This is a genomic window from Trichocoleus sp. ST-U1, assembly GCF_039961835.1.
Classification (GTDB): Bacteria; Cyanobacteriota; Cyanobacteriia; order Cyanobacteriales; family FACHB-T130; genus FACHB-T130.
This window is the reverse complement of sequence record NZ_JAMPJZ010000009.1, coordinates 73,149-98,112: the sequence shown is the minus strand read 5'-3', so window position 1 is coordinate 98,112 and position 24,964 is coordinate 73,149. Positions and strand designations below refer to the sequence as shown.

The window sequence follows — 24,964 nt, the reverse complement described above, 5'->3', positions numbered from 1 at the left end:
CTGATGATTGGCACTCCCAGCAAAGGTCGTATATTATTTCTCTTCTACATACATTGGAGGCTCAATCGCAAAATTGTTTAGCTGCCCCGCTTCATCCAGGATGTAACCCTCGGTCGTATCTAAACCAGTTCCTTCTTCTTGTTCTCTAGCTGCTTCAACTTGGTGTTTATTCAGCTCTTTGTCCACATTAGATGGAATCACCGCATCTGCTGCATTCACGCCCAATACTGATTGCGATAATTGAACTCCAATGTGGTTGTTTCCTGGTGCCCCTCTTCCCGGTTCTGCTTCGCTGGGATCTTCTGGCAATACTGGATTTTGTTCGTCGCTCATGAATTTTTCTCCTATGTTATTTTAAGTTGAGCGTAGTCTGTTTATTACGATGTTTCTATTTATGAAGGTAGCTTAGTTAGTATCGCTCTTTACTCTTTCGCGGGTATTAAATTGGTAAAGGCAAAGGTAGAGAGCGCAGCAGCATTGTTTGATAGCCAGAGGCTTGGCTTGACGCTGGATAGGCGAGATTTCCTCTGACACGGAAAAGACGCGATCGCATTGAACTCCTCTCAGCACGTCGGTAATTATAGGGAAATCGCAGCCAGAACCAAGCTTAATCCTTTCACAGTAAAATAAATTTAAAAAATCCATCTTAGTGCGGATATATCGGTAAGCACAATGAATAGGATTAGCAAATCTGATTGTTCTAAGAAATCGGGTTTGGGGTACTGTAACGCAATTTTCAGTTTATTTCGCTCGTTTTGCAGAAATTGTCTTTCAATTTTCCGGTTTTATAATAAACACGCTAGTAAACAACTCCTTTCATGGCATCAATCGCCCGCAAAAACCTATTTGAGGATATTCCCCGCTTCCTGGCAGCTCAGGCGGGGATTATGTTTGCAGTTAGCTTAGTCACTATTCAAACGGGTATTTTCAATGGATTTACTCGCGCTACGACTTTGCTAATCGACAATTCCAATGCTGATATCTGGGTATCCTCAGCGGATATGATTCACATGGAGCTGACACTACCCATACCCGCGCAGCGAGTTGTTGAGGCTCGACGGGTAGAAGGCGTAGAACAAGCTGAACCGCTGATTGTCCAAGCATCTTTGTGGCGAGATTCTCGGAACAAGATTTCACCGATGAGAATCATCGGATTCAATCCAGCCGGAGAATTATTTAGTCCAGGGAAAGTTATTCAAGGAAGTTTGAGTGCCTTAAAGCAGCCTTACACGGTGATGCTGGATAAATCTAATTTGCGTCCTTTGAACATCAAACAAATTGGCGATGTTGCTGAAGTTGGCTCATTTAAGGCACAGTTAGTTGCTCTGACGCAAGACACTCAATCAATTACATCGAATACTTTTTTGTTCACCTCGTTGGAGACTGCCAACGCTTACGCAAATTCCCGCGTAACGACGAGTTTAAACTGCAAGCTCCAATCGGGTGACATAAAGTGTACCAGTGCGTCGGCGAGTTTTAATAACCCACCCGCTGCGAATAATCTGTCTGCTCCTGCACCCCAGAAATTAACTCCTACTGATTTAATCACTTATGTATTGGTGCAGGCAAAGCCCGGTCAAGATTTACAGCAACTCAAGAAAAAGTTAGAAGCAGCACTACCAGATACCCGCGCTTATACGAAGGCTGAAATGGCATCGCAGACGCGGGTTTTCTGGCAGCAGCGCACGGGAATTGGGTTTATTTTGGGCTTGGGTGCCGTTGTTGGCATTATTATCGGGATGGCGATCGCAGGTCAGATCCTCTACGCTTCTGTATCTGACCACTTAAAGGAGTATGGTACGCTCAAGGCGATGGGAGCTTCTGATTGGAAGATTTACGGTGTGATTGTCGAGCAGGCGCTCTGGATGGCGGTTCTGGGCTATATTCCCAGCATGGTTCTTTGCCAGGGGTTGGGAGCTTGGACGTTTGCTACTCAGGGAATCATCATTTTAATCACGCCTGGAAGTGCGATCGCCATCTTTGGGATTACGACTCTGATGTGTGTTGGTTCAGCTATCTTCGCTATCCAAAGAGTGACTCGTGTCGATCCGGCTATTGTTTTTAAGGCATGATTTCAGAATTTTGCCGCTTTAGGATAATAGTCGATGGTTTTCAGGAACCTGATATACTCAATGACCATCAATAATAAATGTAGATGTCTGTTTTATCCTAACTGATAGTGAGTTGAACTTTATATTGGCAACAGGGCGGAACAATTAGAAATTAAAACATTATACAAACCTATTTTGGAAAGTGTGCGTACTTTAATTAGGTGAGTGTAATTCAATCTCACTTGAAACGGTGAGTGGATCAGGGTTCGTGCTACTAGGAGGCACAACTACTATTTAGTCCCTAATGTCAATCTCTATCAAATAGATTGATTCCTGCTCGCTGTTCAATAGTCGAACAGCTTTTATCTAGAGCCGGAGACATTAATGTTTGGTTTCTTCTTAAAGCCTGCATCTGATTCTTTCCTTCGATGCTTCCGTTGAAATTTTGTCCGGAGTATGGTTACTTAAGACAGATTGCATTTAGTAACTCGTTGTAGTTTAGACCTAACGAATAGAAATTTTGATGATTCTTTCCCAAAGCAACCGTACTCAATTTGCCAGTGTCCGAAATCTAGATGCTATTCCTTCTATGAGTTCGCTTCAGGCTCACAGAAAAGCCATTATCGGCATCGGAGTAGAAATGGTATTCCAGTCGGGAGGATCGCGTTTCCAAGCCCTTAAAAGAGTCAATCTGGAAATCTTCAAGGGCGATATTCAACTATTGATGGGGCCATCTGGATCGGGTAAAACGACCTTACTATCAATTTTGGCTGGGATTTTGACGCCGACTGCTGGCAGTGTACACTTGCTGGGGGAAGAGATTACAAGGATGTCTCGGAGCCAGTTAGCAAAGTTCAGACTGGAAAATATTGGCTTTATTTTTCAAGGATTTAACTTGTTTCCGGCGCTGACTGCGGCTGAGAATATAGAAGTAGCGCTGAATCTGAAAGGGATTCGGGGACGAATGGCACGGCAACAAGCACAAATTTTGCTAGAACAGGTGGGATTGGCGGATAAGGCGAAAAATTTACCCCGCGATTTATCTGGGGGACAAAAACAACGGGTAGCGATCGCTCGTGCTTTAGCTGGCAATCCTCAGTTGATTATGGCAGATGAGCCTACGGCGGCTTTAGATTCTCACTCCGGACACGCTGTGATTGAGTTACTGCGTCAGCTCGCGAAGGAAGGCGGTTGCACGGTTCTGATGGTGACACACGATAGTCGAATTATGGATGTTGCCGATCGAGTGTTGCATCTAGAAGATGGAAGGTTGAAGGCATAACATCTAATTTGTGAATCGGGTCATTGATAGTTTGTTGCTGTTTGAGAATGGAGAAGTGGAAATGAAATTAGGCGTGCCTTCTTTCCAATTCCCCATTCCTTTTAAGAATTATGAGAGCGATCGCAACTTTAGATGAGAAGGCAGCTGAGGTTGGATGCGATCGCTTTCAACCAAGTAGTGTCCCTGATGCGATCGCCTTAAATATTATTTCCTGGGAAAAACTCTTTGACGACTGCGGCAACTCCCAACGCCGCAGCTGCTACAGCGCCCCATTTAACCGGTGGATTCTTATCCAGCCAGTCAGTAAAGGAGGGAATCGTTAGATTGCCAAAATCTCCTTCTACTTTGTCATGGCTGAGAATCGGCTCGTAAAGATTATCTGGCGCATCTTCAGACTTTGGCTCGTTGGTTTTCTGAAAATTGAAGCCGATGAGAACCAAAATTTGATCCACCAGTCCCGGTGAGATGCGCTGAACCACATCTAACAGCTTGCCCACATCCCCCACAATAAAGTCACGAGTGGGGTGTTCGGCTACGTAGAGGATCGCATCAGCAACAAGGTTCGGCTCATAGTACGGCGGTATTCCCGTCGGCTTGACGCCTAATTTCGTGCGACCGTTGTTGTAGAAGGGCGTGTTGATCACGGATGGCTTCACACTCGTCACACTGATGGGGATTCCCTCATGTTGCAGCTCGACGCGCAGAGATTCTAGAAAGCCCTCAACCCCGTGCTTTGCTGAGGAGTAGGCACTCTGGAGGGGTAATGAACGCCTGCCTTCCATTGAAGAGATGTGGATCAGCGCCCCGCGTCCTTCACGCTTGAGATGAGGTAGCGCCGCCATTGCTCCGTATACCTGCCCCATCAGGCTGATATCGATAATCCGCTTAAACTCTTCCGGTGTTGTATTGTCGAAAGTGGCGAAAACGCCCGTGGCGGGGCAATGCACCCAGGTATCGAGTCGCCCGTATACCTGCACAGCTTTATCTGCGATCGCTTTTACTTGCTCGAAATCCGTGACATCAGCAACGACTGCGACTGCTTCACCGCCTTGTTGCTGTATCTCATCCACCAAAGACTTTAACCCTGGTTCGCTGCGAGCTGAGACGACTACTTTTGCGCCTCGGTGGGCAAACTGCAAAGCTGTCTCGCGCCCGATGCCGCTAGAAGCGCCAACGACGGCGACGACTTGCTCTGTGATTGGCTTTAATTGCATTGTTGCTCATCCTTTTATTAAAGTTGCTGACGACAAACCATTCACCTTTGCAGCTCAATTGCATCCAGGAACGTTGCCTTAGTTGTCGAATGTTAAGTTCTATTAACTAAATTAATCGACTCACGGCGGGTTACATCAGTCTCAGGGTTGACCTCAAGGTTGACAATGGGGATGGGAGTAGCGCCCTTTGCCTAGATTTTGCGATCGCAGGGTAGCCCACTTTTACAGAAGTCAGCCCCAAATTCGTGCAGGCGATCCACGAGTGGATTTTCCAAAATGAGAAAAAAAGAAAACAATTTATTTAGAGCCAATACAGAAGCAAGAAGGAGGGAGCAAATTTTATACCAGAGCGATAATAGACTAGAAAATATAAGCGAGTTAATACTTTAATAACTTTATGAACACAACAACAATTACTTTACCTTCTACCCTCAAATTAACGATTGACTTGACAGACGAGCAGTTTTTCCAGTCATGTCAGAACAATCGGGATTTAAGATTTGAGCGCACAGCATCGGGAGAATTAATCATTATGCCCCCTACAGGTAGCGAAACTGGAAATCGTAATATCGATTTATCGTATCAACTCCAAGCTTGGAGCCGACAGAGCAATCTAGGGCTTACCTTCGACTCTTCGAGTGGCTTCAAACTGCCGAATGGAGCAGCTCGTTCACCTGATTCGTCTTGGGTAAGACGCGTTAGCGAAGCGGCTCCGGAGGAGCGTCGCTGGGATGCTTTAACCTCTGAAGAACAACAGGGATTTGTGCCGCTATGTCCTGATTTTGTGGTTGAGTTACTTTCTCCTAGCGATTCAGTGAAAATCGCACAAGCGAAAATGAGAGAGTATATGGAAAATGGCGCTCGATTGGGTTGGTTAATTAACCGGAAAAACCAGCGAGTAGAAATCTATCGCCAAGGTCAGGATGTGGAAATTCTAGAAAATCCGGCAAATTTATCAGGAGAAGATGTGTTTCCTGGATTTGTATTAGATTTAAAACAAATTATGTAGTTTTAGACAAGGTCGTGCAGTTTTAGTGGGAAAGCGATCGCAGTCGTATGTGAATAAATGTGATCAACAGCCGTGAGTGTTTACAGGCGATCGCAAAAAGTCTTGTAAAATCTTGCCATTCGATATAATGAACAGATGTTGGACTTTAATTCCCTCTCTGAGTTTTCACGCGCCCACTGTATCGCCATTTGCGCGTTTCTGGTTCCAGCCAACTTGGGTGCTACCATCTGGACAATGATTCTGGCTGCACTCTGTCGCCCTCAAGTTCAGGTGTGGCGGAGTGCTGGAGTGGCAACCGTCTTTGCTCTGGTGATGGTGCTACACGTCTTTACTTGGTTCCAGGTTGGGGTAGTGCTGCCTCCCACCTATATCCTGCTATGTTTGGGAAGCACCTGCCTGGTCATGAATATTCTAGCGATCGCCTACAACTACAATACAGTTGTCCTCCGCAAACGCTACCCTAATGCTTCTAGCGCTATCAACCACCCCTGAAACAGCTTCATGTCGTCAGTATTGCCTCGCCTTTGGTTTGATGCTTGTAGTAACAACGTTAGGCAATGCTGGCTTCTGATGGATGTGCGCTCACACAGATATCATCCCAGGTTTTGTTAACAAAGATATTTTGTAGCTTGCTAGCCAAACTCCAGGTACTCATCAAAGATTAGTTTATACCTGTGGATTGAATGGCGATCTTAACCAACTGGCAGTAGTTGCTTAACTTTTTATAGCTCCATTTATTACTTAATGATGACTCATGGTTAATTGCTAAGTGTTGAAAAGCAATTAGCCATTTGTTGTTTTTTGTTCAGAAAAACAGTGTTTTTTAAAAGTCTGTAAAAACACCTTAGAAAATTATAAATAAATGTAAATGCTTGTCAATGCCTTTGGGTATAATTCTCTTGATAGATCACAAAAGCATAGAGGATGAATTAGCTTTGTTATAGTTATCACCGAGAAAACTATGCTAATTTCATCCAGGCCAGTAAAAGATGTATTCTATTGCCCAGAAGAATCTAATTTTTATTCTCAATGTTTAGAAAGTTTAGTTTTAAATGAGGGCGCTCATGGTAAAACTATTATCGAATTTGGTTCAGGAGATGGAACCCCAGTCATTAACTCCTTAATGAGAACCAGATTTGATGGAATTATACATGGCTTTGAACTCAATGACTTAGCCTGGAAAACTGCTAAATCAAATATTCAGGAATACGAACTTAGCGCCCAATATATCATCCACAATACTTCTTTCTTTGAGGCATCTCTTCCCAAGGCCGATTATCTGATCTCAAATCCACCATACCTTCCAGCGCCAGATGAGAATATTTATCAACCCCTGTTACATGGGGGTACAGATGGGTCTAAAATTGCCAAACGGCTTTTATCTTTAGATTATGAAAACGTCTTACTAATGCTCTCTAGTTATTCTAATCCGGAGGGCTTTATTAATTATGCAATCATGCAAGGCTACTCGATTGCTAATTTTATCGTCTCCCCTCTAAACTTTGGTTATTACAGTTGTGAGCCAAAGGTTAAAAACACAATTAGAGAGTTGCGAGAAAAGAAAATGGCTTTTTACTCAGCGAACATCTATCTTTTAGCAGGTGTTTTGTTTAGGAAGCAGCAGAAATGTCAAGTGGATTTATCTACTGAGCTGATTCAGATCATGACATCTTTGTAAAAGCTTGAACAGGGAGGGGGAGAGCGATCGCTAAAGAATCTTTCCTAAACCCAAAAGCCACTTTAGACGGGAACGAATCAAGGGTATTGAGAAGTTAACAGTTCTCAGTGCCCTATTCTTATTGTTTAATTTCTAACTAAAACTAGAAAAACTCAAATTTATTCTCGTTCTCTAGGTTGAACCCTGAGAACGAGAATGGAAGACGACTGACTGTTAACAAGTCGGCAAGTATTTTAGGCAAAATGTATTTTATTGATTGGCCTCTCGATCGGCTTCTCTTGCCGAACGCGCGATCGCTACACCAGCGCGATCGCCCATTAGCTTCTCTTGGTCATATCCCAGGACAATTTCCCAAGCATCATTTGGGTACTTGTCAACCAACGGCATCGCCACATCATCTAACATCCATTGACCGTGACGTTCGTCTTCCCGAATGTGCAGTTCCCAGTAACCCATTGCTGCATCAGAAAGGTTCAACCGTTGCGCTGCGGCTAGATAGGTTTTGTATGCCGCAGGACCTGCCACTTCAAAATAAGTCAATCCACCGCAGTAACGCAAGAAATAAATTTTGCGCTCAGTAACGAGAAAGTTATGATTAGCGCAGGCTAGCACTTCCCAAGGTACTAAATCGAAGTAGCCCTCTGGCTCTGTGTTCATGCCAAACTCGTCAAGCATCTGGGCAAAAAAGGTAGAGTGCTTGCGGGAAAGGCGACCGTTGCCGTACTCTTCCAACAACACTTTGACGAGGGTACATTGTACTGCGTTGGCGGTGCCTCCCAGAATGCGCGACAGGCGGCTGCCTTCAACTAAGCCATCAAAGGAACCAATTGCCAAGATTCGGCGATAACCAGCCTCTGTTGTCTGCTCCCGCAAGTAGCGACTACCTTCCGATAGGGGAGGATCTAAGTCGGCTGCACCACGCTCGCTCAGCGCTTGCTTGACATCGGCTGGGGAAAGTTTTTGGAGTGCTTCTACGTCAAAGTGTGCCAGTTCCCACTCCTGCCAAGCGGACTCGATTTGGTTACGAACTTTTTGCAACCAAATTGAGCGTTCGTTGGTGTAATGGCGCAGATCGTCATACCAAAACAGCTTGAGCCGATTGATGCGATACAGCACGCGCTGCAAAAATAGGTGTGCGGCTTCAACTGGCTCATCACCACTTCCTACCTTGTAAGCCGCCTCAATTGCGGTAGCGATCGCACTTTCAACGTCGCTTGCTAGTTCAGGCTGTGCAGCCAGCTTGTTGTCTAAATCTTCCATTTCGAGCAGTTTTACAAATTGCTGCTCAGATTCGTTGTAGTTTGTGGCTGTTCGTTGACTCGTTGCCGTATTTGTCGGTTGAAAATCAGTAATCGCGACCATAATTGCCCATGAATTCCGTCTTTGCACTTTTTTGATGCTAGTGCTGTCTGGTTGGAACAATTGTCGGTCTGTGGGGGGAACTTGCCACAGCCAAACGTATTTCTACCTAAATATATAGGTGTTTGAAGATTAACCACAAAGACACAAAGAAAACTTCGTACTTTCTTTGTGTCTTTGTGGTTCAACAAAACATTTTTGCTATGGCACTATGCGATCGCTGCCACCGCAGACAGTAATCCTTGGAACAACCCCATCCCATCCGTACCGCCTAAAATCGGATCTGAGGCGCGTTCTGGATGAGGCATCATTCCTAGCACGTTGCCTTTTTTATTGCAAATACCCGCAATATTATTTAAAGAGCCGTTATGATTCTCGCCGTGATAACGGAAGAGAATTTGCTGGTTGTCTTCCAGCTTTGCCAAAGTAGCGGCATCAGCGTAGTAGCGCCCCTCACCGTGGGCAATCGGGAGGGTAATGACTTGTCCGGTAGAATAGGCTTGCGTCCAAGGGAGATGGGTGCGTTCGACTTTCAGGGGAATGCGATCGCAAATAAAATGCAACTCTTGATTGCGGGTAAGCGCCCCTGGCAAGAGTCCCGCCTCTGTTAGCACCTGAAACCCGTTGCAGATACCCAAGACAAACTTCCCTTGCTGGGCGTGTTTAATCGTTGCTTGCATCACCGGAGAGAAACGAGCGATCGCGCCACAGCGCAGATAATCGCCGTAGCTGAAGCCACCCGGAATCACTACCACATCGAGATCGGAAATATCCGTGTCTTCATGCCAAACCATGCGCGTCGGCTGATGTAGCAAATCGCGAGTCACATAGGCGACATCGCGATCGCAATTAGAACCCGGAAACACAACAACCCCAAATTTCATATTGCTAATCGCTAATGGAAGACTGGCTAGCCAGAAGTCATCAGTAGCGATTGGTTCTTCACAAATGACCCATCGCTACTAACTACCAACTACCTAGCCCCTATTATCCTAAAAGAATATCTCCGTCTCTATCTGACCCGACATCTCAGTTAGGTCAAACCGATAGTTTTCGGTTACCGGATTCGTTAACAACTGATCGCACATCCGATCTAATTGATGCCGCGCCTCATCCTCACTCTCTGCCATCAGAGTCAGTTCAATATACTTTCCGATTCGCACCTGCTCAACATTGGCATATCCCATATGCCCCAACCCAGACTGTACCGCCGTGCCTGCTGGGTCTAAAACTGAAGGGCGCAGAGTCACGTAGATTTTCGCTTGATATTTCCGATTCACAGCCATTCCTATAAATTATTCCCTTAGATAGGTGATATTTGTTTTATTCTAAGGGGGGAAGGGTGTGAGCTGCGTGAAGTTCTCGCAATTTAAGCTGGAAAGAGATAAAGGTATCAGCGACAACCTGAAACATATTAAGGATATCTAGCAAAACTGAAGACCATGAAAGCCCAACGCACCCGCAGTCAAGAGCGTATTTTGAATCTGCTCAAGACGATGAACCGAGCTGTCTCAGCTCAAGATATTTATGTAGAACTTCGCAATCGTAGCCAAAGCATGGGACTAGCAACCGTCTATCGTTCCCTGGAAGCCTTAAAACTGGATGGTGTCGTCCAGGTACGGACATTGGCAAGTGGCGAATCGCTCTACAGTTCCGTGCAACAAGACAAGCACCACCTAACTTGTTTGCAGTGCGGAGACTCGATTCCCATCAATCAATGTCCAGTCCATGAGTTGGAGAGCCAGCTGCAACAATCGCACTCGTTTAAAATTTTCTACCATACTCTGGAGTTTTTTGGACTGTGCGATCGCTGCTGTGTTGCTCAAGTTGCTAGCGATGCCCTGGATTAACTGTCCTCATCTAAATCTAAAAATTGAGCTTGGTTCGTGTCTCCGACAATCGAGCGAATGCCTTCCAACGTAGCTGGGATAGTGCGCGGATCCATAAACATCACCTTGCTGCTACCGCTCTTGCCAATCGCCATCCCCATTTCCAGATAATTCTGAGCCAGTAGGTACTGGAGAGCTTCCTGAGCATTGGGGTCAGTTTTGAGCGTTTTAGAAATCACTTGCAGCGCTTCAGCAGTAGCCTGAGCCTTGAGAACTTGCTGCTGCCGTTCCGCCTGCGCTTTGAGAACAATCGTCTTTTGTTGCCCTTCTGCCTCCAGAATGGCGGATTTTTGACGGGCTTCTGCCTCCAGAACTTGCGCCTCAGCCTTCCCTTTAGCAGAGTTCACGGCTGATTCGCGTTCGCCCTCAGAGGTGAGAATTGCCGCCCGCTTGCGACGTTCCGCCGACATTTGCAATTCCATCGATTCTTGCACAGCCTTGGAGGGAACGATATCTCGCAGTTCTACCCGTGTCACCTTCACTCCCCAAGGATCGGTAGATTCGTCCAGTTCTCTGAGCAAAAGTTCGTTAATTTGAGTCCGGGCAGTAAAGGTTTCATCCAGTTCCAGTTTGCCCATTTCCGAGCGAATCTGCGTCAGCACCAAATTCACCATTGCTGACTGGAGATTTTCCACTTTGTAGTAGGCTTTCTCCAAATCCAGAATGCGCCAGTACACGACAGCATCAGCGGTAATCGAAACGTTGTCGCGGGTAATACATTGTTGGGGAGGAATATCGAGAACTCTTTCCCGGACGGTTGCTTGGTAAGCGACTCTTTCGTAAACCGGGATCACGAAATTCAAACCGGGTTTGAGTTTTTTGCCGCTATATTTACCTAAAGTTTCGACTAAAGCTTCGTTTCCTTGCGTAACCACTTTGACGCCTGAGAGGGCAGATCCGCCTAAAACTAAAGCGATTAATAACCCAAAAAATCCTTCCATTGTGAACCTCGTTTTTACAATATCGCAGATTGATAAACCCTAAAATTAGGATTTCAATAGGTGTTCTGGAAGCACGATGAGAGTTGTGCCTTCCCGTCTGACGACGTACACTCTTTGATTGGGAGCGATCGCCAGTTTCTCATCTTCACAGCGTGCCTTCCAAGAATTTCCTTCGTAGAGTACCCGCCCCATCTCTCCTGGCAAAATCTTTGTTAAAGTCTGACCCTCGGTGGCATCTTCAATCGAAGATACCTTTCGTCTTGGCATCAAGCGATGACCCAGGTAAACGAAAGCAATTGAAAACACTAACCAAAGCACCACCTGTAAAGCCGCCGGTAATGGGAGCAGCATGACTAACAGTGCCACCACGAAGGCGCTGATTCCCATCATGAAAGCAGTAAAAGCTGTTGGTACAACTAGCTCTATCGAGCAAAGGATCGCTCCTACCAGTAACCACAACAAAGTTGGGCTGAATCCCAAAGGCTGGAGCGCCAGCTGGATGAGAAAAAGAGAATCCAACAACCCTGCTAGAAACCAAATCGTCATAAAACTCAATCCCTTCTTGATATCCCGGTAAGGATAGTTATCAAGGTAAGATGAACTATTCCAATGAAAGCCAGTTAGGATTGGGAAGGCATCTTGCCTTTCTGTTTACTACAACATTTCAGCTATAAATTTCCCAGAAACCAGTGGAATTTTTCCTTAAGAATCTCTTGGAAGCTTTTTTATAAAAATTTCGGTTTATGAACAGTTCCCAGTTGAAGAGCGATCGCTATCTTTGGGCAACTGGCTCAGTTGCTGCAACGATCCCGGTCGGAGAATTCGTGCAAGACAGATATCAAGTTGTTGCACCTCAAGTTTGGCTCGATACTCAACCGACACAGCCGCCTCAGATCCCCGAACAGTTCCCGGAAAATCTTTACCCTTACCTGCGCTTATATCCCCAGCGGTTTCATCTCCCCGAAGTCTATGGATATGCAGCAGTGGGAAATTCTCCATCCCCGACTGAGATTCTGTTGCTAGAAAATGTCCCGATGGATGCCACGGGCAAGCTATTTCCTTCCATTTTGGACGCTTTGCCCCAAGCATCGGCAGTCCGCCAGATTTACTGGCTCTGGCAAATTCTGGAACTTTGGACGCCGCTGGCGGAATTTGGGGTAGCTTCTAGCCTTTTAGTTGCGGACAATCTCCGAGTTGAAGGGTGGCGGTTGCGGCTGTTAGAACTTTACGCCGACCCAGTCACCGACCCAGAGATGGAAGTTGCCCATACAAACAATGGGAATGGGATCTCTGACCACAGGCAAGTTGGAGGAAGTCGGCGGGAAGAGAAAAAATTTCTGCCTCTCACCTTGAGCCTTGAGCCTTTTGCCGCTCACGCCTTAGCGGAACCGACCGGGGATCAAATGGTCGCGGGGTTTGGCCCAAGTCTCCGGGATCTGGGTCTTGTTATCGCGAGTTGGTGCAGATTAATCCAGGCATCAGCGGTGACGCCACTTTTAGAAATTTGCGAACTGATGCAAGCCGAAGATGCGACCGAAAGCGCGATCGCCGAACGGCTAAATCAGCTATTACTGGAGCAGGCAGCTGAACTCCCCTTGCGCTTGCGGGTTGCCGGTGCCACAGATACGGGTCCTCAACATGACCACAACGAAGACACCTGCTATCCCACGGCGCGGGATTTGCTAGCCGCAGACTTCACCCAAACAACTGACCCGCTGATTCCCCACTTGAGCATCGTTTGCGATGGGATTGGTGGTCATGAAGGCGGGGAAGTTGCCAGCCAGCTAGCAGTACAATCCCTGAAACTGCAAGTGCGGGCACTTTTAGTTGAAGTGGCAGAGCAAACGGAAATCGTGCCACCGGAACTGGTGAAAGAGCAACTCGCAGCAAGTATCCGGGTAGTCAATAACCTCATTTGTGCCCGCAATGACGAACAAGGACGAGAGTCTAGGCGGCGGATGGGAACGACGCTGGTGATGGCTCTCCAGCTGCCCCAGAAGGTGACGACGGCTAACTCTGGTGTGGGGAATGCCCACGAACTCTATATCGCCCATGTTGGGGATAGCCGCGCCTACTGGATTACCCCCCATTCTTGCCAGCTGCTGACCGTAGACGATGACGTTGCTGCCAGGGAAGTGCGAATGGGGCGCAGTCTCTACCGGGAGGCGTTACAGCGACCCGATGCCGGGGCCCTCACTCAAGCGCTAGGCACGCGGGATGCCGAGTTTCTTCGTCCGAATGTGCAACGCTTCATTGTGGAAGAAGACGGACTGCTGCTGCTGTGTTCTGATGGTCTGAGCGACAATAACTGGGTTGAGCGTTCCTGGGTAGATTATGTGGAGCCGGTGCTTCAGGCTAAAATTCCCCTGGAGGCGGCAGTACAGTCCTGGATTGACTTAGCGAATCAGAAGAACGGTCACGATAATACTTCAGTCGTGATTACTTACTGCCGCGTTTCCCCAGAGTATCCGGTGCTACTCAATTTTGGCGAGATCGGGAATCTCACCTTGATGCCGAAAGCTAGTCTGCAAGCTGAAGCTGAAGACGTGAAGTATGCTGAAGCGGTGCCAGTGGAAATCGTTCCGGCAAAGCCAAACCGACTGCGTCGAGGGAAAGGGTTGGTCGTCGCATTGGGAGTCTTCCTCCTACTGCTAGGGGGCAGTGCGGCTGGGTTATATGCTTGGTGGAAATACAATCCTCAAGGGTTCCAGCAAATACGCGATCGCTTGTTCAACCCCGCACCGTTGCCCGTTCCAGTCCCCGAAACCCCATCTCCCGCTTCGATGCCACCATCACCGCAAAACTCTCCATCTCCATCCACAGAAGTGCCGTCACCTCCCGAAAATTCAGCGTCACCAGTTCCCTCAGTACCCCCTCCCGAAAATTCAGCGCCAGTTCCGTCAGCACCCCCTCCAAGTCCATAAAGAGGAAGTTACCGTCCTGTGCAAGAATATTAAGGTTGTTCACAATAGCACAATGCTTGGGTACTGGTAAGAGCCAAGCGTCTTGATAGGCAACGCTCCCAGCTCACCACGCTTGGTGGAAGCAGTTATTCCTCAAAAGAAGGCTGCACCAGTTTGACTCAGATACCCAACCGGAGATCAAGAAATGAAAGTAGGCGATCGCGTCCGCGTTATCAAATCTGTGATTGTTTACCACCATCCTGAAAATAAGGGTAAGCCTTTTGATGTCAAGGATCGGGAAGGAGAAGTGGTCTCAATCATTCACGAATGGCAAGGCAGACCCGTCAGCGCCAACCTTCCAGTTTTTGTCCAGTTTGACAAAAAATTTAAAGGTCACTTCCGCGAGGATGAGCTAGAAACTCTAAATTAGGCTCATGGTCAATGGCTCATATTCGCGATTAGCTATGAGCCATTGACCATGAGCCATTGACTATCATCGCCTACCGCGATTAAACCAGCCGAATATATTGATGTCACCCCGCATTCTCTGCAACTCTTGCCGGTTAGCTTCCGCTGTCATCTGATACCACTGGCAGTAACGCTCAAGTTCCTTTCGGTACTCGGCTTCCCGGTAAAAGTCATGAGTCATTTGGTAGGTGGCAAAGATGTCCGCTACGGGTGGAGGTGCTGGAATAAAGTGTGGGAATTCTTTTGGCATTTTTGAAGGTTGGAAGGTTGAAGGTTGGAAAAATAATCGCTTCAAACTACTGTCTAAACTTTTTAAAGCCAGCCTTTAAGGCGATAGATCCCTGTTCCAATGTATTCTTTTAACGCTCTGGTTGACCTGTGTAACCGCTCGGCATCTGGTAAAACATTTAGGATTCGAGCTTGCAGGCTCCTGTTGGATTCGAGAAAGTCTGCTTCTGTCACCAAAAAGTCGGTGGGTGCGGGAATGGCTTGAATTCCCTGACGCTTGAAAATCAGGAGCGATCGCGGCATATGCATTGCCGAAGTCACTAATAATACTCGGCGAATCCCCTGCTTTTCTAAAATTTGCCGCACATTCACCGCATTTTCATAAGTGTTTAAAGAGCTAGGATCTTGAAGAATGGCAGATTTAGGGACGCCTAATGTTTCTAAAATTACAGCCATATCCGCAGATTCCGGTGCCCCACTGCCCCGCCAGTCGATGCGTCCGCCGCTAGCAATCACGACAGGAGCTTTGCCTTCGCGGTATAACTGGGCACCATAGAAGACGCGATCGCCTTCTTCGCTCAAATCTACACTCGGTCGAGGCGGCAAAGCCGATTTCGTGGCACCGCCCAAGATGACAATCGCCTCGGCAGTTGGGAGTTCAGAGGGTGGGAGATTTTGCCATTCTAGCGATCGCAATAACGAGTTCTCCACCCAGCCATTACTCCCCACCAGCAAGGCAATCAATGCCAAAACAATCGGCACCGCCGCCCAACGAGGGCGTTTCCACAGTAATACCAGTGCCACAATCATCAGCACGCAGGCAATTCCCAAGGGATAGATAAATAGCGGTAGCAGTTTTGAGAGAAACAAAAACATAGAACAAGGTAATTAGTAATTGCTATACCATTTCACCTTAAAGCCACTAAAAATCAATGCCTGGGCGTGTCTACGGACACGCCCAGTACGAGCCAAAATCTAAAATCCAGAATCTAAAATCCAAAATCTAAAAGAGGATAACTTCCTGTCTCCCCTTTTGCGCCCCTGCTTTTCATCCCCAGCAGAATTATTCTTCCCGGTTATCTTCTGTGTTGTCTTCCCGGCTATCTTCTGTGTTGTAGGCTGTATTGTTTTGTTGGTTATTTCCTAGGTTGCCCCGGTCGCGACGACCACTTAAGCCACGATATTGTTTTTTGGGTTTACCATAGCGTTTTCGGTTTGCCGAATTATTCCGATTCCGCCCATTGGAACCTTCTTTCGTCTCGTCTGAGCGTACCTGCCGGGGTTCATCTTTGGCTTTTGACCAGGCAACCACCCATGCCCCTGCAAAACCCCCAACCGCCCCTAGAAAGATGCTCAAGGGCACCCGATACCCCAGCATTACAAAGCAAATCAGAAAAAACAACCAGTACTTCAACCCAGCAGAGAACCCACTTGAGAGTCCCAGGGATCTGAACCCATTGCCTTTGTTCGTCATAAGTGTCTGGCTAATCCAAGAGTGGCTAACCGAAGAGTGGTTGAATCCTTCAATTAGCCACTTTTCGATTAGCTATTTAATTGTGACTCCCAATCCTGAGTCGTGTCTAAAGTTTTCACGTAGGCTTGTTCGGATTGAGTAAAAGGTTCAGCAGTGGCTTGTTGCTTCGCCAATAGGTCAACGGTAGCATCAGAAACATCACCAGTACGGGAGGCGAGACGATCCTGGCAAACTTCCATTGGTGCCGTGCAGTGGAGGATTTGCAAAGGGATTTGGTGAGCAGTGGCTTGAGCGATCGCATCTTCTCTCAACTTCTGCCGATCGTACTTCGCATCCAAAATCACCGACCAACCTTGGCTTGTCAGCATTATCCCCAATTCCAACAACCGGCTGTAAGTCTTCTGAGTCATCTCATCTGAATAAAGGTCGGCTCCTCCTGGTTGTTCCAAGGGAACGCCTCCTAAATGCTTCCGCAGCGCATCCGAACGGATGTGAATTGCCCCCAAGCGCCGCGCCTGGAGCCGCGCTACCGTACTCTTTCCAGAACCCGATAGACCAGACATCAAAAACAGCTTTCCTTGGCGAGAGGAGCCACTAACATTGGCATAAGCCGGAGACGGCGATCGCGTGTATTCCCACGCTAGTTGGTAATATTGGGCAGCAGTGGCGGCGGCTTTTTCCTTATCGGCTGCGGGAACAGCCGGATCGTTCAACAAGAAAGAAGTCACCTTCGCCCGTACATAAGCTTGACGGCTCAAGTACAAAGGCAACACCTGCAACCCCTCCCAATCTCCCATCTGCTCGACATAAGTATTCAAATAGGCATTGCCGAGGTCTGGACGCGATCGCGCATCCATATCCATCACTGCATAGGCAATGTCGAACATGACATCGACAAAGCGAAACGGCTCGTTAAATTCAATGCAATCAAATAGCAGAATCTTGTCTTGCCAGAGACAAATATTTCTCAGATGCAAATCTCCGTGGCATTCCCGAATCCAATTATTTTGAATTCTGCTTTTAAATAACTCCTCTCGCTCAGCAAAGAACGAGTCTGTATACTGCCTGGTTTCCTCGTAATGTTCCTGAGTTTGCGGCCCACCAATATAGTTTTCAGTTTGCCGATAATTTTCATCAATGGCATCCCGAACTTGAGCCACTTCACCAAATTTACGAATATAGTCATCTGTGTGCGCTTTTTCATGGAATTTGGCAACAACCCGTCCCAAATCCTCCATAAGTTTTTCCGTCAGCAAGTCTTGCTCAAACAGATTGCTGAATAAGCCATCTTGGGGAAACTGGCGCATTTTCAGCACATATTCCACCGGCTCGCCCGAGCCATTTAAATGAAATTGGTCGTCTGTCTGAGTAATGGGCAAAATTTCTAAATAAATTTCCGACGCACCGCGCTGATTCAGGCGGATTTCTTCATTACAAAAATGCTGCCTTAGCTCTAAGGTTGAATAGTTTAAAAAGCCAAAATTCATCGGCTTTTTAACTTTATAAACCAAATCACCCGTCAACAACACATAAGAAACGTGTGTTTGAATCAGCTCAATTGGTTGCGTCACCGGATGAGGATAAAAACTCGGCTGCAACATCTGCTGAATTAAAGGGGGAAAAGAAGCTTCTGTCATATTTTTTGCGTTCTATAGCGCGATCGCGCATGGCTTCACTAATGTGTCTTTACGGTTAAAAAAAAGCCAGGGGCTTAACCCCTGGTTTTCAAGGCAATGAGAAACAAACTGGCAAAAAGCCATCGTCTCATGCTTCAGATTCAGTTTCCGACTCAGTTTCTTGATCTTCAGCTTGGACTTGAGGTTGGAGGACACTTACAGTCACTTGATCTGGCTCACCAAGCGCTGTCACCCCAGGTGGCAAAACGAGTTCGCCGATATGCAATTTATCTCCAATATGCAAATTAGAGACATCAATCTCAATCGAATCAGGGATGCTTTCAGGCGCACACCGTACCTGAAGTTCGTTGAGTACGGGGTCTAATACGCCGCCTTCTTGCTTAACACCATAGGCTTCTCCTACATAATGCAGGGGCACTTGCACATCCAGATCGCCATGAGCCGCGACCGCAAAAAAGCTGAGGTGATACAGGGAGGTTCTTTTCCAAGGATGCGTCTGCACTTCTTTGAGCAGTGTTTTACCACTCCAAGAAATCTCAGGAATGTTGAGCTGAATCAAGGTGTTATTAACAGAGGCACCTTTGAGTAAGGTTTCAGCCTTTTTGGCTTCCAAAGTCAACTCAATGGATTCAGTTCCTTTGTGCCCGTATAGGACGGCTGGGACTAATCCACTGCGACGAAGGGCATTCGGCTTGCTCCCTTCAGGGCGCTTTTGACATTCAACTGTATGTTCCATCTTCGTTGTTTGTGAGTTGCTAATAGTGACTTGGTAATTGGCATCTTCATAAAAAATTAGAAATTAAAAATTAGAAAATCGTCTTTCTTCAATTTTTAATTTCTAACTTTTAATTTTTTCGCCTATTACCGATGTGATGTTACCGGCGTGCCATTGGCGTGCAATAGCGCCCGCTTGGGTCCGTGGATCGGATCTTCTACTATAATCGTTTGATCGCGGCTAGCACCGAGGGAGACGATCGCAATTGGGACATCCATTAGCTCTGCCAGGAACTTGAGATAATCCAACGCCTGCTGGGGTAAGTCTTCCAGGGTACGGCAGTCAGCAGTGGATTGTTTCCATCCGGGCAGAGTTTTGTAAACCGGTTGACAGCGGGAAAATTGACGAGAGTTGGTGGGGAAGTCTTCGGTGCGATCGCCATCAATTTCGTAGGCGACGCAGACGTTAATTTCCTCTAGTTCGTCGAGAACATCTAGTTTGGTAATCGCGAGACAGTCGAGACCGTTAATCCGCACGGCATAACGACCGATCACCGCATCAAACCATCCACAGCGGCGCTTGCGCCCTGTCGTGGTGCCAAATTCCGCCCCGCGATCGCACAACATTTCTCCGACGCTACCATTCTGTTCGGTGGGAAACGGCCCTTCTCCTACCCGCGTCGTGTATGCTTTCGCGACCCCAATCACGCGGTCGATCATCGTTGGTCCAACCCCAGCACCCACGCAAGCTCCCCCGGCGACTGGGTTTGAGGAGGTAACGTAAGGATAGGTTCCGTGATCTAAGTCTAAGAGCGTGCCTTGGGCACCCTCAAACAAAACATTGCGCCGTCGCCCAATCGCGTCGTAAATCTTTAGGGAACTATCCACGATATGCGGACGCAAACGCTCGGCGTACCCCAGGTACTGCTCGATCACGATTTCTGCATCCAAGGGCGGTAAGTTGTAAAGCTTTTCTAAAATGACGTTTTTATAATCGATCGTCCAGCGCACCTGCTCGCGCAACCCTTCGGTATCCATCAAGTCTAAAACCCGAATGCCGGTTCGCTCTGACTTATCTGCATAAGTGGGGCCAATCCCACGTCCGGTGGTACCGATTTTATAGCTACCGCGTCGCTCCTCGGATGCCTGGTCAATTAACCTGTGGTAAGGCATCGTGACGTGGGCATTCTGAGAAATCAGTAGATTACGGGTAGATATCTTCAGAGCTTCTAATTGATCCAGTTCTTCAATCAGAACCTGCGGATCGATGACCGTCCCACAACCAATAATGCACTCGGTGTCCGGATATAAAATTCCAGAGGGAATCAGGTGCAGTTTAAAGGTCTGATCCTCCACCACGACGGTGTGCCCAGCGTTGACACCCCCTTGGTAACGTACTACGACATCTGCTGATTTACTCAGTAAATCAGTTATCTTACCTTTGCCTTCATCGCCCCACTGGGCACCGATCACAACTACGTTAGCCAAGGGTTTATTAAAAGAGCTAGAGTTTTCACAAATTACAATTATTAACAGATGGTGCTACCGCTGTCAACTTCAGATTAACAATTCGCAGCTTCACATCTACAAGGGGCGCACCGCGCACCCTTAGCAACTAACAAGATAACAACTCCACAATTACTGGCAAGAGGTTCCTGTGTCTTTATATGCTGAATTACATCGCCATCTTGGCGGTTCTGTTGTGCCTCGCATTCTTTGGCGGTATTTCCATCGCAGCGATTCTGAGCTGGCTCAACGATTTCCGGATTACCCAGAGTTTGAAGAATTTTACACGCGACCCCGCAACACGCTGGATGAGTATCTAGAACTACATACGCTGGTGGAAAGTACGCAAACGGCAGAAACTTTGCCCTACTTCATTTATCGGCTGATTCGGGGTGCTTATATCTTTGAGAATTTGGCTTATTTGGAATTGCGATATACACCGTATCTGCGAACGTCCGAGCATTTAAGCCAATCAGAACGAATTGACCAAATGGCGACAATTGTGGATATTGTCGGCAAAGCCAGTCGGGTGCCTGAGTATCCGATTGTAACCAGTCAAATTCTGTGTATGCACTCGCGGCTCCCTTATGAGGTGAACCGGGCGATTGTTGATTTGGCAGCACAGAAGAAGGAGTATGTCTGCGCGGTGGACATGGCGGGAGGAGATGCCCAAATTTCCGAGCGTTTGGATGAGTTTGTCCAATTGTATAAGGATGCGCGATCGCTCGGTGTTAAAACCACGGGTCATCTCTACGAAACCCCTTCTGGCTGTTATCCGGAACTGCTGCCGTATTTGATGCGAATTGGTCACGGCATCCAAATCCCCCTGCAATACCCAGAATTATTACCACAATTGGCTCAACAAAATCAGTGTTTGGAAGTATGTCCTACCACGTACTTAAAAACAGGCACGTTGGAGGATATGCGTCAACTCAAACTGGTGTTTGACCGCTGTTTTGAAGCGGGTGTAGATATTGCCATCTGTACTGATAATGCTGGATTACACAATGTGCGTCTGCCTTTTGAGTATGAGAATCTGCTGACACTGGATATTATTGATTTTGAACAGTTGCAAGCTTGTCAAGAGGCGGCATTCCGTCATGCCTTTGCTTGGCCTTACAGCCAACGTCCGGCATCACTTTTGACAGGATTGCTGCACCCTGCATCCACGAATGTTTTAGCAGCCAGTAGTTAGGACATTAATCGAGAAATCGATAGCAATTCTCATTTGAATTAAATACGGCACAAGAACCTAATTTATTCTTCTTCTCGATGCTGACTTATCTCCAAATCGCTAAAGTCGAGTTGTCAGAAATGAGTGAATTCAATACTTGCGAGTTGGAGGAATCAATGAGTGTTTGAGCTGGCGATAAGCGATCGCGCCGTGTCAGCATCGACCGGCTTCGAGAAGAAATATCCTTGAGCGTATTCACATTGAAGCGATCGCAGTTGAGCAAGTTGCTCTACGGTTTCCACACCCTCTGCGATCGCATTCATTCCCAGATTGTGAGCCAGCATCACGATTGTCCGGACAATCTCCAGACTCTCATTATCCCCTGCCATCTGGGTGACGAAAGATCGGTCAATTTTCAGCTTATCGATCGGAAAACGACGCAAGTAACTTAAGGATGAATAACCCGTCCCGAAGTCATCCATATACAACTGAACGCCCAGCTTTCTCAGTCGCCAAAGCATCGCTGATGCAGATTCAACATTTTCCATAATGGCGCTTTCAGTAATTTCTAGTTTTAAGCTGCTAGCATCCACGCCAGTTTCCGCGAAAATTTCAGTGATGCGTTCCACTAAATCAGGTTGAGAAAACTGTTTACCTGAAAGATTTACGCTGATACTTAAAGGGATAGAACTCGGAAATTGCGTCTGCCATTCGCGCAATTTGGTACAAGCTTCGCGCAGTACCCACCAGCCAATCCGAGTAATCAATCCGGTTTCTTCTGCAACCGGAATAAACTCTCCCGGAGAAACAAGACCGCGTTCGGGATGTTGCCAACGTAACAGGGCTTCAAAACTAACAACCTGGTTAGTTTGCAGAGATACAATTGGTTGATAGTGAAGAAGAAATTCTCCCCGTTCAGTCGCTCTTTGCAAATCAGTTTCTAACTGAAGCAGCGCCACTGCACGGGCGTGCATATTTTTATCAAAGACCTCATAACGAGCCTTCCCCAGTGCCTTCGCTCGATACATGGCGATATCGGCATCGCGCAGGAGATCCTCTGGATGCTCATAACCCCCATAGTCGGGGTAAGAAGACCCTGCCCCTACAGCAATGCCAATACTGGCGGTGGTAAATACTTCATGCCCGTTTAAATTTAACGGCAAAGTCAGTTCCTGATGGATGCGATCGGCAACATGGGTAGCATCGCCGATCCCATTGATATTTTCCAGCAGAATCGCAAACTCATCTCCACCCAGACGCGCTACCGTATCGCCGTGGCGAAGGCTTTTTTCTAGGCGTTTAGCGATCGCAATCAGCATTTGATCGCCGACAATATGCCCAAGGCTATCGTTGACATTTTTAAATCGGTCAAGATCCAAAAACAGGACGGCAAATAAATAATTCTCGGAATGCTTTGCTCGCTCAAGCGCCCGATGCAAGCGCTCCATGAACAAAGCTCGGTTGGGCAAATCGGTAAGAACATCATAAAACGCATTGTGCAGCAGTTGCTCTTCCGCTTGTTTGCGCTCCGTAATATCCATTTGAATGCCAACAAAATGAGTCACAACGCCCTCGCTGTTGTAAATCGGCGAGACATTTAACTCATTCCAAAAAGGGGTGCCATCTTTACGGAAGTTGCGTAAAACAACAGTCGCAGCTTTACCTAACCGCAGCGCTGTTCGCAGTTCCTGTAACCCCGATTGATTGGTTTCTTCTCCTTGCAGAAAACGGCAATTTCGTCCGGTGACTTCCGCCGCCGTATAACCTGTAATCCGCTCAAAAGCTGGATTCACATAGATAACAGGTAAATCGGGCAGTCTGGCGTCAACGATAACAATCCCATTACTACTGGCAGCGATCGCGCGATCGCGCAATCGGGAAGTTTCCTCGACCCGCTGGCGTTCTGTCACATCCCGAATCACCAACACCCAATTGCTCGTTCCTAAACCCGCCTTGGCGATCAACGGTTGAGCGACGACTTCAAAAACCTGGCGCTGTACTCCCTCCAGCACCACCTCATGGCAAAACTTTCCCTCGCTCGGTGGCTGTAGCAGCATCTCCAAAGACTGCTCTCCTAAAAAAGTCACAATATTGCTCGGAGTAGAACTCTGGTTTTGTAAGAGCGCCAGATACTTCCAAGCCGCCTGGTTTGCCAGAACAATCCGCTGGTTGGCATCCAGTAGCAGCACTCCCTCCGGCAAATTTTCTACCAAGCTCTCTAAATGTTGTTGTTCAGCAGCCAGCAGCGTCCGCAACCGCTGAATAGAGGCAGAAGCCTGGTTCGCCACCGTGTACAGCAATCGTACCTGCTCTTCAGTAAATGCTCCCTCCGCTTGAGCTGCCACGAATAGCAGTCCCACCACTTGGTTGCCTTCAGCATTAATAATCGGCACTTGGAAAGACGAACCCAAACTGCGAATGGGCGATCGCGTTCCATCAAATCCCTGTGGCTCTATCGTTGTAATTGGGCATTGCTCCGCCTCTAGTTGGGTATTTTTCCCCCTCATGCGGACAAAAGTTTTGAGCAGCCGCTGTTGGATTTCCTCCTGAACTTCCGGCGCGAGGGTGCAATTTGGTTGGATGAAAACATGGCACAAGTCTTCAGTCATCAAGATGCTCGCTGAGACATCATGGGGCACGGCACGATGCAGGTGTGCCAACATCAGTCGCACCAATTCTTCGTAGTTTAAGGTGTAACCCAGTTGCCAAAAAAGCTCGTACAGCATCTCCAAAGTGCGGAAGCGCATCTGACTCGCCTCCAACTCTCGTGCCTGCTGTTCCAAAGCACTGACCAAACGCTGTCGCTCCATCACGGACTCGATATACTTCAACTCGGAGCCATCCACGGGTTGCAAGACCCGATAATCCTGAATTTCTATTGGATCTATCTTTAGGAGGAGGTCTTCCTCATCGATTTTTTTCAACATAATACGAGGGTTTTTATAATTCAGCAAAAACTTTAAGGAAAGCAGCAAAGCTACAAGCAGTTAGTCCTCAAGGAAGTAAGAAACAGCATCAAGGGCGCTCTTCACTAGATGCGAAGAAAGCGATCGCCAGTCCGCAAACGTGCGGCAAATCATGGCTAGCAATAGATGCAGCCAAAAATCCCAGAATTTAGCAGACACCCTTGGCGTTGTCTTTACGGAATAACTCCCCGATCGCGGTATTTATCCTGGCAGGTACTCCCTTAGCGCTTTCCGGGAGAGCCTACCAAAGGCTTTTTATTGATTTTGGCGCTTCAACAATCTGACCACGGTCAATTTGTCTAATGATATTGTTCCCTGTTTTGTAGTATTCGTCGATACACTATGTCAAAGATGGGGGGTTCTACCCATACCAGAGGTTGATCGATTTGGTGGAGTAGGATACAGCTTTCCAGCCTTCTTTCTCGTTATCCGTAGGAAGGCTCTTTTTAGTAAAAGCAACCAGATATAAAT

General features: G+C 47.3%; 25 protein-coding genes. 10 read left to right on the top strand and 15 right to left on the bottom strand.

Annotated features, from left to right (window positions below):
* Positions 1-33: 33 nt before the first annotated feature.
* Positions 34-333 (bottom strand): hypothetical protein, encoded by a 300-nt coding sequence (locus tag NDA06_RS05840; protein WP_190412599.1) that lies wholly within the window; start codon positions 331-333, stop codon positions 34-36.
* A gap of 485 nt (positions 334-818) precedes the next feature.
* Here NDA06_RS05840 and NDA06_RS05835 point away from each other — a divergent pair, with 485 nt between their 5' ends.
* From NDA06_RS05835 to NDA06_RS05825, 3 genes are all read left to right on the top strand, one after another.
* Positions 819-2,072, top strand: a complete 1,254-nt coding sequence (locus NDA06_RS05835; protein WP_190412597.1) for an FtsX-like permease family protein — start codon at positions 819-821, stop codon at positions 2,070-2,072.
* 568 nt (positions 2,073-2,640) lie between these two features.
* Positions 2,641-3,333 carry an ABC transporter ATP-binding protein gene (locus tag NDA06_RS05830; RefSeq protein ID WP_199292335.1) on the top strand — a complete coding sequence of 231 codons (693 nt, stop codon included), beginning with the start codon at positions 2,641-2,643 and terminating at the stop codon, positions 3,331-3,333.
* 10 nt (positions 3,334-3,343) lie between these two features.
* Positions 3,344-3,469, top strand: coding sequence for a hypothetical protein (locus NDA06_RS05825; protein ID WP_277878305.1), 126 nt, complete (start codon positions 3,344-3,346; stop codon positions 3,467-3,469).
* Between the two features lie 61 nt (positions 3,470-3,530).
* Here the strand turns inward: NDA06_RS05825 and NDA06_RS05820 are convergent, their stop codons facing one another.
* A complete protein-coding gene (locus NDA06_RS05820; RefSeq protein WP_190436927.1) occupies positions 3,531-4,547 on the bottom strand; it encodes an SDR family oxidoreductase in 1,017 nt (338 codons plus the stop codon).
* A gap of 397 nt (positions 4,548-4,944) precedes the next feature.
* Here NDA06_RS05820 and NDA06_RS05815 point away from each other — a divergent pair, with 397 nt between their 5' ends.
* From NDA06_RS05815 to NDA06_RS05805, 3 genes are all read left to right on the top strand, one after another.
* On the top strand, positions 4,945-5,556 hold the full coding sequence (locus NDA06_RS05815; protein WP_190985031.1) for a Uma2 family endonuclease: 612 nt from the start codon (positions 4,945-4,947) through the stop codon (positions 5,554-5,556).
* A 135-nt stretch (positions 5,557-5,691) separates the two neighbouring features.
* Positions 5,692-6,048: a hypothetical protein gene (locus NDA06_RS05810; RefSeq protein ID WP_190412593.1), complete on the top strand. Its 357-nt coding sequence runs from the start codon at positions 5,692-5,694 to the stop codon at positions 6,046-6,048.
* Positions 6,049-6,517: 469 nt separating this feature from the next.
* Entirely contained in the window at positions 6,518-7,234 is a 717-nt protein-coding gene (locus tag NDA06_RS05805; protein ID WP_190412592.1) for a class I SAM-dependent methyltransferase, read from the top strand.
* A gap of 249 nt (positions 7,235-7,483) precedes the next feature.
* Here NDA06_RS05805 and NDA06_RS05800 read toward each other — a convergent pair whose 3' ends face one another.
* The 3 genes from NDA06_RS05800 to purS form a co-directional block, all read right to left on the bottom strand.
* Positions 7,484-8,596 carry an iron-containing redox enzyme family protein gene (locus tag NDA06_RS05800; protein ID WP_190985030.1) on the bottom strand — a complete coding sequence of 371 codons (1,113 nt, stop codon included), beginning with the start codon at positions 8,594-8,596 and terminating at the stop codon, positions 7,484-7,486.
* A 206-nt stretch (positions 8,597-8,802) separates the two neighbouring features.
* Entirely contained in the window at positions 8,803-9,477 is a 675-nt protein-coding gene (purQ, locus tag NDA06_RS05795; protein WP_190430528.1) for a phosphoribosylformylglycinamidine synthase subunit PurQ, read from the bottom strand.
* Positions 9,478-9,585: 108 nt separating this feature from the next.
* Entirely contained in the window at positions 9,586-9,873 is a 288-nt protein-coding gene (purS, locus tag NDA06_RS05790) for a phosphoribosylformylglycinamidine synthase subunit PurS (protein ID WP_190412878.1), read from the bottom strand.
* A gap of 162 nt (positions 9,874-10,035) precedes the next feature.
* Between purS and NDA06_RS05785 the strand changes: the two genes are divergently transcribed.
* A complete protein-coding gene (locus tag NDA06_RS05785; RefSeq protein ID WP_190412589.1) occupies positions 10,036-10,443 on the top strand; it encodes a Fur family transcriptional regulator in 408 nt (135 codons plus the stop codon).
* Here the strand turns inward: NDA06_RS05785 and NDA06_RS05780 are convergent.
* Both NDA06_RS05780 and NDA06_RS05775 read right to left on the bottom strand, forming a co-directional pair.
* Entirely contained in the window at positions 10,440-11,423 is a 984-nt protein-coding gene (locus tag NDA06_RS05780) for an SPFH domain-containing protein (RefSeq protein ID WP_190412588.1), read from the bottom strand. The two genes, NDA06_RS05785 and NDA06_RS05780, sit on opposite strands and share 4 nt — an antisense overlap.
* A 45-nt stretch (positions 11,424-11,468) precedes the next feature.
* Positions 11,469-11,903: an NfeD family protein gene (locus NDA06_RS05775; RefSeq protein WP_199324001.1), complete on the bottom strand. Its 435-nt coding sequence runs from the start codon at positions 11,901-11,903 to the stop codon at positions 11,469-11,471.
* A gap of 263 nt (positions 11,904-12,166) precedes the next feature.
* Between NDA06_RS05775 and NDA06_RS05770 the strand changes: the two genes are divergently transcribed.
* Positions 12,167-14,347: a protein phosphatase 2C domain-containing protein gene (locus NDA06_RS05770; RefSeq protein WP_190985028.1), complete on the top strand. Its 2,181-nt coding sequence runs from the start codon at positions 12,167-12,169 to the stop codon at positions 14,345-14,347.
* 184 nt (positions 14,348-14,531) lie between these two features.
* A complete protein-coding gene (locus tag NDA06_RS05765; RefSeq protein WP_190412587.1) occupies positions 14,532-14,756 on the top strand; it encodes a ferredoxin-thioredoxin reductase variable chain in 225 nt (74 codons plus the stop codon).
* Between the two features lie 63 nt (positions 14,757-14,819).
* On the opposite strand, the gene NDA06_RS05760 is transcribed toward NDA06_RS05765, so the two are convergent.
* The 6 genes from NDA06_RS05760 to NDA06_RS05735 all read right to left on the bottom strand — a co-directional run bounded on the left by NDA06_RS05760 (position 14,820) and on the right by NDA06_RS05735 (position 20,335).
* Entirely contained in the window at positions 14,820-15,044 is a 225-nt protein-coding gene (locus NDA06_RS05760) for a hypothetical protein (protein WP_190412586.1), read from the bottom strand.
* Positions 15,045-15,106: 62 nt separating this feature from the next.
* Positions 15,107-15,898, bottom strand: coding sequence for a YdcF family protein (locus NDA06_RS05755; RefSeq protein ID WP_190985027.1), 792 nt, complete (start codon positions 15,896-15,898; stop codon positions 15,107-15,109).
* 187 nt (positions 15,899-16,085) lie between these two features.
* Positions 16,086-16,400: a hypothetical protein gene (locus tag NDA06_RS05750; RefSeq protein ID WP_348251691.1), complete on the bottom strand. Its 315-nt coding sequence runs from the start codon at positions 16,398-16,400 to the stop codon at positions 16,086-16,088.
* A 164-nt stretch (positions 16,401-16,564) separates the two neighbouring features.
* Positions 16,565-18,133 (bottom strand): AAA family ATPase, encoded by a 1,569-nt coding sequence (locus NDA06_RS05745; protein ID WP_190985025.1) that lies wholly within the window; start codon positions 18,131-18,133, stop codon positions 16,565-16,567.
* 127 nt (positions 18,134-18,260) lie between these two features.
* On the bottom strand, positions 18,261-18,869 hold the full coding sequence (locus tag NDA06_RS05740) for a 50S ribosomal protein L25/general stress protein Ctc (protein ID WP_190412582.1): 609 nt from the start codon (positions 18,867-18,869) through the stop codon (positions 18,261-18,263).
* Positions 18,870-18,994: 125 nt separating this feature from the next.
* Positions 18,995-20,335, bottom strand: coding sequence for an adenylosuccinate synthase (locus tag NDA06_RS05735; RefSeq protein WP_190425281.1), 1,341 nt, complete (start codon positions 20,333-20,335; stop codon positions 18,995-18,997).
* 169 nt (positions 20,336-20,504) lie between these two features.
* On the opposite strand from NDA06_RS05735, the gene NDA06_RS05730 reads away from it, so the two are divergent.
* Positions 20,505-21,548 (top strand): adenosine deaminase, encoded by a 1,044-nt coding sequence (locus tag NDA06_RS05730; protein WP_190985024.1) that lies wholly within the window; start codon positions 20,505-20,507, stop codon positions 21,546-21,548.
* A 152-nt stretch (positions 21,549-21,700) separates the two neighbouring features.
* Here the strand turns inward: NDA06_RS05730 and NDA06_RS05725 are convergent, their stop codons facing one another.
* A complete protein-coding gene (locus NDA06_RS05725) occupies positions 21,701-24,454 on the bottom strand; it encodes a bifunctional diguanylate cyclase/phosphodiesterase (RefSeq protein WP_190985023.1) in 2,754 nt (917 codons plus the stop codon).
* A gap of 60 nt (positions 24,455-24,514) precedes the next feature.
* Positions 24,515-24,652, bottom strand: coding sequence for a hypothetical protein (locus tag NDA06_RS05720; RefSeq protein ID WP_190534649.1), 138 nt, complete (start codon positions 24,650-24,652; stop codon positions 24,515-24,517).
* Positions 24,653-24,964: the final 312 nt, after the last annotated feature.

Excerpts from the sequence above, each read along its gene's own strand:
- NDA06_RS05840 (WP_190412599.1), bottom strand. The coding sequence starts at position 333 with ATGAGCGACGAACAAAATCCAGTATTGCCAGAAGATCCCAGCGAAGCA.
- NDA06_RS05835 (WP_190412597.1), top strand. The coding sequence starts at position 819 with ATGGCATCAATCGCCCGCAAAAACCTATTTGAGGATATTCCCCGCTTC.
- NDA06_RS05830 (WP_199292335.1), top strand. The coding sequence starts at position 2,641 with ATGAGTTCGCTTCAGGCTCACAGAAAAGCCATTATCGGCATCGGAGTA.
- NDA06_RS05820 (WP_190436927.1), bottom strand. The coding sequence starts at position 4,547 with ATGCAATTAAAGCCAATCACAGAGCAAGTCGTCGCCGTCGTTGGCGCT.
- NDA06_RS05815 (WP_190985031.1), top strand. The coding sequence starts at position 4,945 with ATGAACACAACAACAATTACTTTACCTTCTACCCTCAAATTAACGATT.
- NDA06_RS05810 (WP_190412593.1), top strand. The coding sequence starts at position 5,692 with ATGTTGGACTTTAATTCCCTCTCTGAGTTTTCACGCGCCCACTGTATC.
- NDA06_RS05805 (WP_190412592.1), top strand. The coding sequence starts at position 6,518 with ATGCTAATTTCATCCAGGCCAGTAAAAGATGTATTCTATTGCCCAGAA.
- NDA06_RS05800 (WP_190985030.1), bottom strand. The coding sequence starts at position 8,596 with ATGGTCGCGATTACTGATTTTCAACCGACAAATACGGCAACGAGTCAA.
- purQ (WP_190430528.1), bottom strand. The coding sequence starts at position 9,477 with ATGAAATTTGGGGTTGTTGTGTTTCCGGGTTCTAATTGCGATCGCGAT.
- NDA06_RS05785 (WP_190412589.1), top strand. The coding sequence starts at position 10,036 with ATGAAAGCCCAACGCACCCGCAGTCAAGAGCGTATTTTGAATCTGCTC.
- NDA06_RS05780 (WP_190412588.1), bottom strand. The coding sequence starts at position 11,423 with ATGGAAGGATTTTTTGGGTTATTAATCGCTTTAGTTTTAGGCGGATCT.
- NDA06_RS05770 (WP_190985028.1), top strand. The coding sequence starts at position 12,167 with ATGAACAGTTCCCAGTTGAAGAGCGATCGCTATCTTTGGGCAACTGGC.
- NDA06_RS05765 (WP_190412587.1), top strand. The coding sequence starts at position 14,532 with ATGAAAGTAGGCGATCGCGTCCGCGTTATCAAATCTGTGATTGTTTAC.
- NDA06_RS05760 (WP_190412586.1), bottom strand. The coding sequence starts at position 15,044 with ATGCCAAAAGAATTCCCACACTTTATTCCAGCACCTCCACCCGTAGCG.
- NDA06_RS05755 (WP_190985027.1), bottom strand. The coding sequence starts at position 15,898 with ATGTTTTTGTTTCTCTCAAAACTGCTACCGCTATTTATCTATCCCTTG.
- NDA06_RS05750 (WP_348251691.1), bottom strand. The coding sequence starts at position 16,400 with ATGCTGGGGTATCGGGTGCCCTTGAGCATCTTTCTAGGGGCGGTTGGG.
- NDA06_RS05745 (WP_190985025.1), bottom strand. The coding sequence starts at position 18,133 with ATGACAGAAGCTTCTTTTCCCCCTTTAATTCAGCAGATGTTGCAGCCG.
- NDA06_RS05740 (WP_190412582.1), bottom strand. The coding sequence starts at position 18,869 with ATGGAACATACAGTTGAATGTCAAAAGCGCCCTGAAGGGAGCAAGCCG.
- NDA06_RS05725 (WP_190985023.1), bottom strand. The coding sequence starts at position 24,454 with ATGTTGAAAAAAATCGATGAGGAAGACCTCCTCCTAAAGATAGATCCA.